We start from the raw sequence: 13,291 nt of genomic DNA, 5'->3' as shown, positions 1-13,291 counted from the left end.
ATGTGGCCATGTTTTCCGTAGCGGCCGGCGCGGGTCAAGCTGGGAAGGTCACGAGCGGACGGGGTTGCGCGCGTTCGGGTGCAGATCTCGGGGCGCGGACTGCGTCCTTTCCCAGGATCCATCAGCCTTGGTGAACTGAATTATCAATAATTCTGTCCTTCCCTTCCGGGAAGGTCGGCGTCATAGTGGCCACGTTCCATCGGACCTCCGGAACCGCTGCTGTCTCGGCTTGCCCTTCCCCAGGTCAATCTCATTCAAGGACTTCTGGAAGTGAGCGAGAGCGCGCAAGCCTTGCCCGCGTCACCCGGACGCGGAATCGTCGAGCGGACATCGCTCGGCATCCTGGTCGCCATCAGCGTCTCGCACATGCTGAACGACCTCATGCAGTCGGTCATCCCGGCGATCTATCCGATCCTCAAGGACGAGTTCGCGCTGAGCTTCGGCCAGATCGGCCTGATCCAGCTGGCCTTCCAGCTGACGGCCTCGATCCTGCAGCCCGTGGTCGGAATCTATACCGACAAGCGCCCGCAGCCCTTCTCGCTGGCGATCGGCATGGGCGTGACGCTCTGCGGCCTGCTGATGGTGTCGATGGCCTCGTCCTATCCGATGCTGCTGCTCGCCGTGGCGCTGATCGGCATGGGGTCGTCCATCTTCCATCCCGAGGCCTCGCGCGTCGCCCGCATGGCCTCCGGCGGGCGGCATGGCTTCGCCCAGTCGCTGTTCCAGGTCGGCGGCAATTTCGGCTCGGCGATCGGCCCGCTGCTGGCCGCCGTCATTGTTCTGGCGCGCGGGCAGGCGAGCGTCGCCTGGTTCTCGCTCGTCGCGCTGGCCGGCATGCTGATCCTGACGCGGGTCGGCTTCTGGTATCGCGATCATCAGCGCGAGCGGGCCAAGAAGGCGGCGCCCCCCGTCATCCAGACCCTGCCGCACAACGTCGTCGTGCGCTCGGTGGTGATCCTGGGCGTGCTGATCTTCTCCAAGTTCTTCTACATGGCGGCGCTGACGAGCTACTACACCTTCTACCTGATCGAGACCTTCGACGTTTCGGTGAAGGATTCGCAGCTCTACCTGTTCGTCTTCCTCGCCGCCGTCGCGGCAGGCACCATCGCGGGTGGACCGATCGGCGACCGCTTCGGGCGCAAGTTCGTGATGTGGTTCTCGATCCTCGGCGTGTTGCCGTTCACGCTGCTGCTGCCGCACGCCAACCTGTTCTGGACGGCGGCGCTGTCGGTGGTGATCGGCTTCATCCTGTCGTCCGCCTTCCCGGCGATCATCGTCTATGCGCAGGAACTGGTTCCCGGAAAGGTTGGTCTTGTCTCCGGCCTGTTCTTCGGCTTCGCCTTCGGCATGGGCGGCATCGGCGCCGCCGCGCTGGGCGAGCTGGCCGACTGGACGTCGATCACCTTCGTGTTCCAGATCTGCGCCTTCCTGCCCGTCCTGGGCCTGCTGACGGCATTCCTGCCGAACATCCGGAAGCCGAAACCCGCCTGACGAACGGATTGCTGGTGGATAAGCGGGCGCGCGCCGAGGACGGTGGGCGCCCGTTTCGTTTCCTAAGGGCGAAACGACAGGCCGCCGCGACGTTTCCGCCCGGGTGTGGCGGGGGAGGCGGGTGGGGCCCGGCGCGTGAGGCGGCAAAGCAAAACGGGCCGCTCGAGGCCCGTTCTCAGCACCGATCCCGAGCGGCTTCCGCAGCGCGAGGCTTGACTCGGCCGCCGTTCCGGAGGATTAGCCGCCGCCAAACCCGCGCCGATCGGCGCATCACATTTCGTGCGGGGCCAGCCATGACGATCGCTCTCACATTTCCCGGACAGGGCAGCCAGGCCGTCGGCATGGGCAAGTCGCTCGCCGAGAATTTCGCCGAGGCGCGGGCCGTGTTCGACGAGGTCGACGCGGCGCTCGGCGAGAAGCTCTCGGCCGTCATGTGGGACGGCCCGATCGAGACGCTGACGCTGACCGCGAATGCCCAGCCGGCCCTGATGGCCGTGAGCCTCGCCGCGCTGCGCGTGCTCGAGGCGCAGGGCTTCCAGGTCTCGAAGGCGGCCTATGTCGCGGGCCATTCGCTCGGTGAATATTCGGCGCTCGCCGCCGCCGGCAGCCTGTCGATCGCCGATGCGGCGCGGCTGCTCCGGATCCGCGGCACCGCCATGCAGGCCGCCGTGCCGGTGGGCGAGGGCGCCATGGCGGCGCTGCTCGGCCTCGATTTCGACACGGCAAAGGCGGTCGCGGATGAAGCGGCCCAGGGCGAGGTCTGCGAGGCCGCGAACGACAACGGCCCCGGCCAGGTCGTCATCTCCGGCGCCAAGGCCGCCGTCGAGCGGGCGCTCGAGATCGCCAAGGCCAAGGGCGCCAAGCGCGCGCTGCTGCTTCCCGTCAGCGCGCCGTTCCATTGCCGCCTGATGCAGCCCGCCGCCGACGTGATGGCCGATGCGCTCGCCAAGGTGACGATCAACGCGCCGGTGGTGCCCGTTGTCGCCAACGTCCTCGCGGCGCCGGTCACCGATCCCGCCGAAATCCGCAACCGCCTGGTCGAGCAGGTCACCGGCATGGTGCGCTGGCGCGAGTCGATCGGCTGGCTGGCGGCGAACGGCGTCGATCTTTTTGCGGAAATCGGCGCCGGTAAGGTGCTTTCGGGGCTTGCCAAGCGTATCGCACCCGAGGCACAGACGCTGAATGTCGGCACGTCGGACGACGTCGCCGCCGCTATCGAGCGCCTCGTCTGAGCGCTCCCGAACCGGGTAACCAGAAGGAAGTCGTCATGTTCGATTTGACCGGCAAGCGCGCGCTGGTGACGGGCGCGAGCGGTGGCATCGGCCGGGCGATCGCCCAGGCTTTCCACAAGCAGGGCGCCACCGTCGCGATCTCCGGCACGCGCCGCGACGCGCTCGACGCGCTGGCGACCGAGCTCGGCACCAATGTGCATGTGCTGCCGTGCAACCTGTCCAAGGCCGAAGAGGTCGAGACGCTGATCCCGCGCGCCGAAGAGGCGATGGGCGAGCTCGACATCCTGGTCAACAATGCCGGCATCACGCGCGACATGCTGTTCGCCCGCCTCTCCGACGAGGCGTGGCAGGAAGTGCTCGACGTCAACCTGACCTCGGCCTTCCGGCTGACCCGCGCCGCGCTGCGCGGCATGATGCGCCGCCGCACCGGCCGCATCATCTCGATGACCTCGATCGTCGCCGTCACCGGCAATGCCGGGCAGGGCAACTACACGGCGTCGAAGGCCGCGCTGATCGCGATGTCGAAGTCGCTGGCGCAGGAAGTCGCCAGCCGCAACATCACCGTCAACTGCGTCGCGCCCGGTTTCATCGAAACCGCGATGACCGACGCGTTGAACGAAAAGATTCGGGCGGCTCTGCTTGAGCGCGTTCCGGCGAAGCGTCTCGGCTCGGCCGACGACATTGCCGCCGCCGTCGTCTACCTTGCCTCTGACGAGGCTTCCTACGTGACGGGACAAACCCTGCACGTGAACGGCGGTATGGCTATGATCTAATTGAGGAATTTGCGTTCGCGCAAACCTCTTGGAATGGGGTGTCACGCCCCTTCGCGGCGTCTGGTCAAGGTTCTTAAACTATGTTAGGACCGCGCAATATCAGGGCCGCGTCTTTGCCGCTTTTTGCGGTGGCGTGAGTGTGGATTGACGATCGCCGAAGACTAGTGACGATATCGCGGTGCGTTTTCGGGGGATTGCCGATACGTCCGGGTTTCCAGCGCGCGAGAAGTCGCGGAAATAGTAGACAGAGAACAATCGAGGTTTTGAGACATGAGCGACATCGCTGAGCGGGTTAAGAAGATCGTCATCGAGCATCTCGGCGTTGAGGCCGACAAGGTGACCGAGGGCGCCAGCTTCATCGACGATCTGGGCGCTGACAGCCTGGACACGGTCGAGCTGGTCATGGCGTTCGAAGAAGAGTTCGGCGTCGAGATCCCCGACGATGCGGCCGAGACGATCCTGACCGTCGGCGACGCCGTCAGCTTCCTCGAGAAGAACGCCGGCTGATAGCCGTTCGTTCGATCCAGTAAGCGCAACTAAAACGGCCGGGCCCATATGGGTCCGGATCGGGGGAATGGTATGAGACGTGTCGTTGTAACCGGGATGGGGATGGTGACGCCGCTCGGTTGCGGCGTCGATGCCAACTGGGCCAACATTCTTGCCAGCAAGAGCGGTGCCCAGAAGGTCACGAGCTTCCAGGTCGATGACCTGCCGGCTCAGATCGCCTGCCTGATTCCGCACGGCGACAAGGCCGACGGCAAGTACAATCCTGACGACTGGATGGACCCGAAGGACCAGCGCAAGGTCGATGATTTCATCGTCTTCGCCATGGCCGCTGCCGACCAGGCCGTCCGTGATTCGGGCTGGCAGCCGACCGCCTATGAGGACCAGATCCGCACTGGCGTGCTGATCGGCTCCGGCATTGGCGGCATCCAGGGCATCGTCGAGGCCGGCTTCACGCTGCGCGACAAGGGCCCGCGTCGCATCAGCCCGTTCTTCATTCCCGGCCGTCTGATCAACCTCGCCTCCGGCCAGGTCTCGATCCGCTACGGCTTCAAGGGCCCGAATCACTCCGTCGTCACGGCCTGCTCGACCGGATCGCATGCGATCGGCGACGCGGCGCGTATCATCGCGCTCGATGATGCCGACGTCATGATCGCCGGCGGCACCGAGGGTTCGGTTTCCCGCATCGCGCTCGCGGGCTTCGCCGCCTGCAAGGCGCTGGCCACCAGTTTCAACGACCGCCCGGAAGAGGCTTCGCGTCCGTATGACCGTGACCGCGACGGCTTCGTCATGGGCGAGGGCTCGGGCATCGTCGTGCTCGAGGAGCGCGAGCATGCGATTCGTCGCGGCGCCAAGATCTATGGCGAAGTGATCGGCTACGGCATGTCCGGCGACGCCTATCACATCACCGCCCCGTCGGAAGACGGCGACGGCGCCTATCGCTGCATGGTCGCGGCGCTGAAGCGCGCCGGACTGACGCCGTCCGACATCGACTACGTCAACGCGCATGGCACGTCGACCATGGCGGATGGCATCGAGCTGAAGGCCGTCGAGCGCGTCGTCGGCGACGCGGCGTCGTCGATCTCGATGTCCTCGACCAAGTCGGCCACCGGCCATCTGCTCGGCGCGGCCGGCGCCGTCGAGGCGATCTATTCGCTGCTGGCGATTCGCGACAATGTCGCTCCGCCGACGATCAACCTCGACAATCCGTCCGTCGAAACGCCGATCGACCTTGTCCCCAAGGTCGCGCGCAAGCGCAAGATCGACGTCGCCCTGTCGAATTCCTTCGGTTTCGGCGGCACCAACGCCTCCCTGGTCTTCCGGCGGCATGCCGATTGAGAGCGCGGCTTCGCGCTTTCGCCATAATCCTCCATACAGTTCGCCTCTCGACAGCGGGATGTGTCCCGCTGTCGTCACGGTAAGAAGTAGGGTGCGATGAACGACACGAACCAACCGGGCGCCAAGGACAAACAGACTGGCGAACCCGGCGATGTCCGGTCGACCGAATTCGGCAATCGCATCAATCCCCGCAGCCCCGGCGACGCCCTCCGCCCGGAGCGCGTGCCGCCGCCGCCGCCGCGCTCGCAGCAGGCGCGCCATCCGATCGTCATCGTGATGAATTTCGCCATGACGATCCTCGTCGTTGGCGTCCTCGGCGCCGTCGGCCTGTTCTTCTTCGGCAAGCTCCGCTTCGAGCAGGCGAGCCATTTCGACCAGCCCCGCTCCGTCTCGATCGAACGCGGCACCGGCCTTCGCGCGATCGCGGAGGAGCTGCATGAGCGCGGCCTGATTTCCTCCAAGTGGATCTTCATCGCCGGCGTGCGGGCCTATCGCCTGCAGGACGACCTCAAATCCGGCGACTACCTGATCGCGGCGCATTCGAGCATGCGCGAGATCATGAACACCCTCGTCGAGGGCAAGGCGATCCTCTACACGGTGTCGATCCCCGAGGGCCTGACCAGCCGGCAGATCGTCGACCGGCTCAATGCCGATCCGGTTCTCGTCGGCGAGATCAAAGAGATCCCCGAGGAGGGGACGCTTCTTCCCGACACCTACCGCTATTCGCGCGGCGACAGCCGGCAGAACATCATCGACCGCATGCTGCGCGAGCATGCGCGGGTGATGACCGCCGTCTGGAACAGCCGCGACAAGGACCTGCCGATCGAGACGCAGGGCGATCTGATCACGCTCGCCTCGATCGTCGAGAAGGAAACGGGCATCGCCGACGAGCGCAGCCGGGTTGCCGCCGTGTTCATCAACCGGCTGCAGAAGAACATGCGCCTGCAGTCCGATCCGACGGTGATCTACGGCATCTATGGCGGTTCGGGCCTGCCGTCCGGCACGCCGATTCGCCGCTCCGATCTCGACGCGGTCAACGACTACAACACCTACAAGATCAACGGTCTGCCCAAGGGCCCGATCGCCAATCCCGGCAAGGCGGCGCTTTCCGCCGCCGCCAATCCGTCGCGCACCAAGGACCTGTACTTCGTCGCCGACGGCACGGGCGGCCATGCCTTCGCCGAGAACTACGCCGACCATCGCAAGAACGTGGCGCGTTATCGCAAGTGGCTGGCCGAACAGAAGGCGAAGGGCGACACCTCGGCCGCCGGGCAGAGCGCTGGACCGGGTGACGCCGAGGAAGAGCCGGACGCGCCCGCCGACGAGGCCGCTGCCGCCCCGGTTCCCGCTCCGAAGCCTTAGAACCTGCAGACGGCCTGTCTTCACCTCTCCCATCGGGGGAGGTCGGAGCGAAGCTCCGGGCGAGGGGGTAGGGCAGAGGTGTCGGCCCGGCGGAGGCCGGGGCCCATAGACCCCGATCCAGCCGACCCCGGTCCTGATTTCTCGTCATCGATCGGCGCGTCTGGATCGCGGCCTCCGTCGGGATGACGCCGGAGGGCTCCCTCTTCTGCGCGAAGCTCTCGTCAGGCGGAGATGTTGGGCGGCGGGTGACTCAACCGGGCAGGCCGTCGCAGCGCGGCACGGTTTCCAGATGATCGTCCCAGTCGGTGCGGCTTGCGACGAAGATATGCGCATTCGGCCGGATCCCGGTCGGGCCGTCGAGGCTGCCGGCCGTAACCACGAGCAGCGCGCCATCCATCTGCAGTCCGGGCAGCGCGGAGCCGCACTCCGCGCGGAAGCTCCGCTGGTGCCGTGAACCGGGCAGGCGGAACGTCCTGATCCTGTCCTCGCCGGACAGCCAGGCGAGCCGCGCCGTCGTCGAGAACAGGTTGGCGGCATGCGCCGAGCCCGTGTCCTTGCGACAGCGGGCGCAGTGGCACAGGAAGAAGCTCTGGAAATCACCTTCGACGGTGTAGCGGACCGCACCGCAGAGGCAGGAGCCAGTGTGGCTCCGTTCCGGAGGCGTGTTCATGGATCGGTTCCCGAGGGGGCGCCTATGTGCCTCGGGCGGGCCCCGCCGCCGTTCCCCGACGCATGCTCAATCGCGCTTCATAGGCCGCATGCGCAGCCTTCCGTCAAGGGAAGGCTGCCCCGTTCCGGTCGCAAAACTCCTCAGCTCGCCCTGCGCAGTTCGCCCTGGATCGAGAAGCTTTCCGCAGAGGCGAGCGTCCAGGCCTGGCGATAGAAGGGGTGGGAGTTGTCGTCGCGCAGCAACTCGCCCTCGGCGAGATAGGGGAAGAGCTGAGAATAGAGGCGGATCTCGTTGGCGCTGACCCGGCGGGCGAGATGGTGCGGGCGGAGGTCGGACGGGTGTTCGAGACCCGCCGCCGCGAGCAGCTCCGCGAGCGCATGCAGCGAGTTGCGGTGAAAGCTCGCGACGCGCTCGCCCTTGTCCTCGACGACGAGGGCGCGCTGGCGCAGCGCGTCCTGCGTCGCGACGCCGGTCGGGCACCTGTTGGTGTGGCAGCTGCGCGACTGGATGCAGCCGATGGCGAACATGAAGCCGCGGGCCGAATTCACCCAGTCGGCGCCGATCGCCAGCACGGCGGCGATGTCGAAGGCCGAGACGATCTTGCCGGCGACGCCGATCCGGATGCGATGGCGCAGCCCCGCGCCGACCAGCGTGTTGTGCACCAGCAGCAGCGCCTCGCGCATCGGCACGCCGACATGGTCGCTCAATTCCACCGGCGCGGCGCCGGTGCCGCCCTCCGAGCCGTCGACGACGACGAAGTCGGGCACGATGCCGGTCTCGAGCATGGCCTTGACGATGGCCATGAACTCCCAGGGCTGGCCGATGGCGAGCTTGAAGCCGACCGGCTTGCCGGCCGAAAGTTCGCGCAGGCGGGCGATGAAGCGCATCATCTCGACCGGCGTCGAGAAGGCCGAATGGGCGGCGGGCGATATGCATTCGCGCCCGACGGGGACGCCGCGCGTCTCGGCGATCTCGGGGCTCACCTTGTTGGCGGGCAGGATGCCGCCATGGCCGGGCTTCGCACCCTGGCTCAGCTTCAGCTCGATCATCTTGACCTGATCGTCCGCGGCCTGGGCGGCGAATTTCTCGGCCGAGAAGGTGCCATCTGAATTGCGGCAGCCGAAATAGCCCGATGCCACCTGCCAGACGAGGTCGCCGCCATGGCGACGGTGATAGGGGCTGATCGAGCCTTCGCCGGTGTCCTGGTCGAAGCCGCCGAGCTTGGCGCCCTTGTTCAAGGCCATGATCGCGTTGCCGCTCAACGCGCCGAAGCTCATGGCCGAGATGTTCAGCACGGAGGCGGAGTAGGGCTTGCCGCACTGGTCGTTGCCGATCGTGATGCGGAAACTCCGGGGATCCTGAATCGGAGCTGGACGAACCGAGTGGCCGATGAACTCGTAACCATTGGCATAGGTGTCGACGATCGTGCCGAACGGACGCTGATCGGGCTCGTTCTTGGCGCGCTGATAGACGAGCGACCGCTCGGCCCGGGAGAAGGGCAGGCGATCGGAATCCGATTCGAACAGATACTGGCGCAGTTCCGGCCGCACCGCCTCGAATAGGAAGCGCAGGTGGCCGATGACGGGATAGTTGCGCGTGATCGCGTGCCGGCTCTGGATCAGGTCGAACACGCCGAGCCCGCTCAGGCCGGCGAAGATGGCGAAGAGGATGAGGTTGAGCGGCCGGTCGATCTGCAGGAAGGGCAGCAGCAGCGCGGCGACGATGCAGAGCGCGAAGGCGCTGTAGCGGGAGATCAACGAGAACTTCAGGATCGATTGCAAGGGGGACTCCTTCGTCGCTCTCATTGGGTCGCTTCGGCCGGCACTAGAGCAAATCGATCCCGCCGCCGCCAGCCATCTCGGCCGATCGCGACAATTCGGCCGGAGCGACCGCCGGATAGAGCGGCCGATGCCCTTGAGCGCTACCGGCGCGCGCATTACTGTCGCCGCTCCGAAGCGCGGGCGAGACCGGGAGATATTTCATGGCGTTGACGAGCATGACCGGATTCGCGCGGGCCGCCGGCTCCGGCCACGGCTATCGCTGGACCTGGGAAGTGCGCAGCGTCAACGGCAAGGGCCTCGACATCCGCCTGCGCCTGCCGCCCGGCTTCGATCATCTCGACCAGCCGGTGCGCGAGCGCGTCGGCAAGGCCGCCCAGCGCGGCAGCATCCAGATCGGCCTGAACCTGCAGCGCGAGACCAGCGTCTCGGCGCTGCGCGTCAACGAGGAACTGCTCGGCCAGGTACTCGATCTCGTGCGCCGGGTCGGCGGGCAGATCGACGCCGCGCCGCCGACGCTCGACGGCATCCTGTCCATCCGCGGCATTCTCGAGACCGTCGAGGCCGAGGACGATCCGGACATGGCGGTCGCGCTGGCGGCCGACCTTCTGGCCTCGCTCGATGCGGCGCTGGCCGAGCTGGTTGAGGTGCGCATGCGCGAGGGCGCCGCCATCGGCGCCGTGCTGCTCGCGCGCATGGACGAGATCGAGCGGCTCAAGAACGCGGCCGAACATGCGCCGGCGCGCACGACCGAGGCGATCAAGAAGCGCCTGGCCGAGCAGGTCGCCGCGCTGCTGGAGGCCTCGTCGACGCTCGATCCCGCGCGCCTGCACCAGGAGGCGGTGCTGCTGGCGACCAAGGCGGACATCCGCGAGGAGCTCGACCGGCTGACCGCCCATGTCACGGCGGCGCGCGCGCTGCTCATCGAAGGCGGCCCGGTCGGCCGCAAGCTCGATTTCCTCGCCCAGGAATTCAATCGCGAAACCAATACGCTCTGCGCCAAGGCGAATGATCGCTCGTTGACGGCGATCGGCCTCGATCTGAAGGCGGCCGTCGACCAGCTGCGCGAGCAGGTCCAGAATCTCGAATAGGAACGTTTGAATGTCGGTTGCCGGAAATTCACCCTCGCGGCGCGGCCTGATGCTGGTGCTGTCCTCGCCGTCCGGCGCGGGCAAGTCGACCATCGCCCGGCACCTGATGGCCGAGGACAAGGACATCGTCCTCTCCGTCTCGGTGACGACGCGCGCGCGCCGTCCCAGCGAGATCGACGGCGTGCACTATCACTTCATCGACCAGCCGACCTTCAACCAGCTGCGTGACAAGGGCGATCTGCTCGAATGGGCCGAGGTCCACGGCAATTGCTACGGCACGCCGCGCGCGCCGGTCGAGGCCTGGCTGACTTCCGGTAAGGACGTGCTCTTCGACATCGACTGGCAGGGCGCCGACCAGGTCGCCAAGGCGATGCCGGAGGATCTCGTCCGCATCTTCGTGCTGCCGCCGACCATGGCGGAGCTGGCGTCGCGCCTCGTGCGACGCGCCGAGGACGCGCCGGACGTCATCGCCAAGCGCCTCGCCAATGCCCGCGCCGAGATCCAGCACTGGCGCGACTACGACTACGTCCTGATCAACAAGGACCTGCAGACCTCGCTCGAGAAGGCGCAGGCGATTCTCTACGCCGAGCGCATGCGCCGCGCCCGCACCACCTGGCTGGAAGGCTTCGTGGCGGATCTGCTGCAGCAGTCCTGAGGGGGGCGTTGCGTCGGGGTATCGATTGCCCCCGGCGCGAGACCCTGCGAGGATCGGGCCGAGTCCTGTTCTGACTGGAGACGCTCGATGATGCTTCGCCACCGTTGCCTCGCCCTGGCCCTCGCTTTCGCGCCGATGCCGCTCGCGGTTTCCGTGGCCCTGGCCGCCGATATCGAACCGGCCGCCGTCGAGGCGCCCGCCGACGCGACCGCCAAGACCTTCGCCTATCAGTGCGAGGATGGCACGCGGCTGACGGCGAGCTTCAGCCCGCCGGAGGCGGCGCAGGGCTCGGCCGAAATCGTGTTCGCCGATGGCGACAAGGTCACGCTGACGCAGGCCGTCTCCGCCGACGGCGGGCGTTATGTGAAGGACGACATCGAGTTCTGGATCAAGGGCACGGGCGCGATGCTGACCATTGCCGAAAAGACCACGAACTGCGCCACCAGCGACTGACCGGGACAGGCCGGGGCCGTACGCACGGTTCCCGGCTTCCTCGAGCGTGGTCAGGGGAGCGCGTTCGCCAGCCGGACGAAGCCAGCCACGTCGATCTCTTCCGCGCGCGCCGTCTCGACGATGCCGGCGGCCGCCAGCAGCGGCAGCGGATCGGTGCCGAGGCTCTTCAGGCTCTGGCGCAGCATCTTGCGGCGCTGGCCGAAGGCCGCCGCCGTGACGCGCTCCAGCTTGGCGCGGTCGCAGGCGAGCGGCGCCTGGCGCGGGACCAGTTCCACCACCGACGACACGACCTTGGGAGGCGGCGTGAACGCCTTGGGCGAGATGTCGAACAGAATGCGCGCCTCTGCGCGCCAGCCGCTGATCACGCCCAGCCGGCCATAGGCGTCGTCGTCGGGCGTCGCCACGATCCGCTCGGCCACCTCGCGCTGGAACATCAGCGTCATTTTCTCGTAGAAGGGCGGCCATGGCTCGCTCTGCAGCCAGCCGATCAGAAGCGGCGTCGCGATGTTGTAGGGCAGGTTGGCGGCGATGCGCACGCGTCCGGTGGCGAGCTTCGCCATGTCGACCTGCATCGCGTCGCCCTCGATCACCTCGAGGCGGCCGGGATAATGAGCGGCGATCTCGGCCAGCGCGTCGAGGCAGCGGCGGTCGCGCTCGATCGCGATCACCTTCTCGGCGCCCTCGGCGAGCAATGCCCGCGTCAGACCGCCGGGGCCGGGGCCTACCTCGATCACGGTCACGCCTTCGAGCGGGCCGGCGGCGCGCGCGATCCGGCCCGTCAGGTTCAGATCGAGCAGGAAGTTCTGGCCAAGCGCCTTCATGGCCTGCAGGCCATGGGCGGCGATCACCTCGCGAAGGGGAGGCAGCCCGTCCTGTGCCAGGGTCACGAGGCGGCGCCCGCCGTTTCGTGCTGGCGATATTCGGCCTCGTGGCGCGCCAGTTCGTCGGCGAGGCGAAGCGCGGCGGCGAGGCTCGAAATATCGGCCTTGCCGGTGCCTGCGATGTCGAACGCGGTGCCGTGGTCCGGCGAGGTCCGCACGAAGGGCAGACCGAGGGTGACGTTGACCGTCTCGGCGAAGGCCACCGTCTTGGTCGGGATCAGCGCCTGGTCGTGATACATGCAGAGCGCGACGTCGTAGCGGGCGCGCGCCTCGGCATGGAACATCGTGTCGGGCGGCAGCGGGCCGAACGCGTCGATGCCCTCGGCGCGGAGCGCCGCGACCGCCGGACGGATGACGGCGTCGTCCTCGGTGCCCATGACGCCGCCTTCGCCGGCATGCGGATTGAGCCCCGCGACGGCGATGCGCGGATTGGGAAGGCCGAACCGGCGCCGCATGTCGTGGTCGATGGTGCGGGCGGTGCGGATCAGCATCTCTTCGGTGAGCAGGCCCGGCACGACGGAGATCGGCACGTGGATGGTGGCCGGGACGGCGCGAAGGCCGGGGCCGGCGAGCATCATCACGGGATGGGCGGGCGACCCGCTCCAGGCGGCCGACAGCATGCCGAGGAACTCGGTGTGGCCGGGATGCTGGAAGCCGGCGTCGAACAGCGCCTTCTTGTTGATCGGGTTGGTGACGAGGGCCGAGGCGAGCCCCGCCCGCACGTCGCCGACGCCGCGGGCGATCGCCTCGATGACGCCACGCGCGGCGGCCGGATCGGGTCGACCCGGCGCGGCGAAGGCCGCCGATTCGAGCGGTACCACCGGCAGAACGCGATCAAAGGCGCCGACGGCCTCGGATGCGCTCATCGTCTCGATCGGGATGTTGAGGCCGAGCAGGGCGGCGCGACTGCGCAGGGTCTCCGCATCGGCCAGGACATAGAAGGGCGGCAGCCGACGCTCGCGGCGCTCGGCCCATACGGCGAGCGTGACGTCCGGCCCGATCCCGGCCGGCTCGCCCATCGTCAGTGCCAGCGGCCGGGAGAGATCGCGCTCAGCCATCATGC

Annotated in this window: 13 protein-coding genes; 9 read left to right on the top strand and 4 right to left on the bottom strand. The window is 67.5% G+C overall.

Annotation, left to right across the window (positions count from 1 at the left end; all coding sequences use genetic code 11):
- The first annotated feature begins 270 nt into the window (after positions 1-270).
- The 6 genes from G539_RS0104630 (at position 271) to mltG (ending at position 6,700) form a co-directional block, all read left to right on the top strand.
- On the top strand, positions 271-1,491 hold the full coding sequence (locus G539_RS0104630; protein ID WP_029074163.1) for an MFS transporter: 1,221 nt from the start codon (positions 271-273) through the stop codon (positions 1,489-1,491).
- 293 nt (positions 1,492-1,784) lie between these two features.
- Positions 1,785-2,723, top strand: coding sequence for an ACP S-malonyltransferase (fabD, locus tag G539_RS0104625; protein ID WP_029074162.1), 939 nt, complete (start codon positions 1,785-1,787; stop codon positions 2,721-2,723).
- A gap of 35 nt (positions 2,724-2,758) precedes the next feature.
- Positions 2,759-3,496, top strand: a complete 738-nt coding sequence (gene fabG, locus G539_RS0104620; protein WP_029074161.1) for a 3-oxoacyl-[acyl-carrier-protein] reductase — start codon at positions 2,759-2,761, stop codon at positions 3,494-3,496.
- Positions 3,497-3,766: 270 nt separating this feature from the next.
- On the top strand, positions 3,767-4,003 hold the full coding sequence (locus G539_RS0104615) for an acyl carrier protein (RefSeq protein ID WP_018184237.1): 237 nt from the start codon (positions 3,767-3,769) through the stop codon (positions 4,001-4,003).
- Between the two features lie 72 nt (positions 4,004-4,075).
- On the top strand, positions 4,076-5,338 hold the full coding sequence (fabF, locus tag G539_RS0104610; protein WP_029074160.1) for a beta-ketoacyl-ACP synthase II: 1,263 nt from the start codon (positions 4,076-4,078) through the stop codon (positions 5,336-5,338).
- Between the two features lie 96 nt (positions 5,339-5,434).
- A complete protein-coding gene (gene mltG, locus G539_RS0104605; protein WP_029074159.1) occupies positions 5,435-6,700 on the top strand; it encodes an endolytic transglycosylase MltG in 1,266 nt (421 codons plus the stop codon).
- Between the two features lie 250 nt (positions 6,701-6,950).
- Here the strand turns inward: mltG and G539_RS0104600 are convergent, their stop codons facing one another.
- Positions 6,951-7,370 carry a GFA family protein gene (locus tag G539_RS0104600; RefSeq protein ID WP_029074158.1) on the bottom strand — a complete coding sequence of 140 codons (420 nt, stop codon included), beginning with the start codon at positions 7,368-7,370 and terminating at the stop codon, positions 6,951-6,953.
- Between the two features lie 140 nt (positions 7,371-7,510).
- Positions 7,511-9,175 carry an FMN-binding glutamate synthase family protein gene (locus tag G539_RS0104595; protein ID WP_051231077.1) on the bottom strand — a complete coding sequence of 555 codons (1,665 nt, stop codon included), beginning with the start codon at positions 9,173-9,175 and terminating at the stop codon, positions 7,511-7,513.
- Positions 9,176-9,351: 176 nt separating this feature from the next.
- Here G539_RS0104595 and G539_RS0104590 point away from each other — a divergent pair, with 176 nt between their 5' ends.
- The 3 genes from G539_RS0104590 to G539_RS23675 all read left to right on the top strand — a co-directional run bounded on the left by G539_RS0104590 (position 9,352) and on the right by G539_RS23675 (position 11,347).
- Complete coding sequence (locus G539_RS0104590) at positions 9,352-10,239, top strand: YicC/YloC family endoribonuclease (RefSeq protein ID WP_029074156.1); 888 nt, start codon at positions 9,352-9,354, stop codon at positions 10,237-10,239.
- A 10-nt stretch (positions 10,240-10,249) separates the two neighbouring features.
- Entirely contained in the window at positions 10,250-10,894 is a 645-nt protein-coding gene (gmk, locus tag G539_RS0104585; protein ID WP_029074155.1) for a guanylate kinase, read from the top strand.
- 87 nt (positions 10,895-10,981) lie between these two features.
- Entirely contained in the window at positions 10,982-11,347 is a 366-nt protein-coding gene (locus G539_RS23675) for an MliC family protein (RefSeq protein ID WP_051231076.1), read from the top strand.
- A 50-nt stretch (positions 11,348-11,397) separates the two neighbouring features.
- Here G539_RS23675 and rsmA read toward each other — a convergent pair whose 3' ends face one another.
- Complete coding sequence (gene rsmA / locus G539_RS0104575; protein ID WP_245576803.1) at positions 11,398-12,168, bottom strand: 16S rRNA (adenine(1518)-N(6)/adenine(1519)-N(6))-dimethyltransferase RsmA; 771 nt, start codon at positions 12,166-12,168, stop codon at positions 11,398-11,400.
- A gap of 62 nt (positions 12,169-12,230) precedes the next feature.
- Positions 12,231-13,286, bottom strand: coding sequence for a 4-hydroxythreonine-4-phosphate dehydrogenase PdxA (gene pdxA, locus G539_RS0104570; RefSeq protein WP_029074153.1), 1,056 nt, complete (start codon positions 13,284-13,286; stop codon positions 12,231-12,233).
- Between the last annotated feature and the right edge of the window lie 5 nt (positions 13,287-13,291).

The organism is Kaistia adipata DSM 17808 (assembly GCF_000423225.1).
GTDB lineage: Bacteria > Pseudomonadota > Alphaproteobacteria > Rhizobiales > Kaistiaceae > Kaistia > Kaistia adipata.
Note: the sequence above shows the minus strand (reverse complement) of the source record. Positions and strands in the feature narration are given on the sequence as shown.

What these genes read in the sequence shown, in the direction of transcription:
- fabD (WP_029074162.1), top strand. Translation starts at nt 1,785, where the DNA reads ATGACGATCGCTCTCACATTTCCCGGACAGGGCAGCCAGGCCGTCGGC.
- fabG (WP_029074161.1), top strand. Translation starts at nt 2,759, where the DNA reads ATGTTCGATTTGACCGGCAAGCGCGCGCTGGTGACGGGCGCGAGCGGT.
- G539_RS0104615 (WP_018184237.1), top strand. Translation starts at nt 3,767, where the DNA reads ATGAGCGACATCGCTGAGCGGGTTAAGAAGATCGTCATCGAGCATCTC.
- fabF (WP_029074160.1), top strand. Translation starts at nt 4,076, where the DNA reads ATGAGACGTGTCGTTGTAACCGGGATGGGGATGGTGACGCCGCTCGGT.
- mltG (WP_029074159.1), top strand. Translation starts at nt 5,435, where the DNA reads ATGAACGACACGAACCAACCGGGCGCCAAGGACAAACAGACTGGCGAA.
- G539_RS0104600 (WP_029074158.1), bottom strand. Translation starts at nt 7,370, where the DNA reads ATGAACACGCCTCCGGAACGGAGCCACACTGGCTCCTGCCTCTGCGGT.
- G539_RS0104595 (WP_051231077.1), bottom strand. Translation starts at nt 9,175, where the DNA reads ATGAGAGCGACGAAGGAGTCCCCCTTGCAATCGATCCTGAAGTTCTCG.
- G539_RS0104590 (WP_029074156.1), top strand. Translation starts at nt 9,352, where the DNA reads ATGGCGTTGACGAGCATGACCGGATTCGCGCGGGCCGCCGGCTCCGGC.
- gmk (WP_029074155.1), top strand. Translation starts at nt 10,250, where the DNA reads ATGTCGGTTGCCGGAAATTCACCCTCGCGGCGCGGCCTGATGCTGGTG.
- G539_RS23675 (WP_051231076.1), top strand. Translation starts at nt 10,982, where the DNA reads ATGATGCTTCGCCACCGTTGCCTCGCCCTGGCCCTCGCTTTCGCGCCG.
- rsmA (WP_245576803.1), bottom strand. Translation starts at nt 12,168, where the DNA reads ATGAAGGCGCTTGGCCAGAACTTCCTGCTCGATCTGAACCTGACGGGC.
- pdxA (WP_029074153.1), bottom strand. Translation starts at nt 13,286, where the DNA reads ATGGCTGAGCGCGATCTCTCCCGGCCGCTGGCACTGACGATGGGCGAG.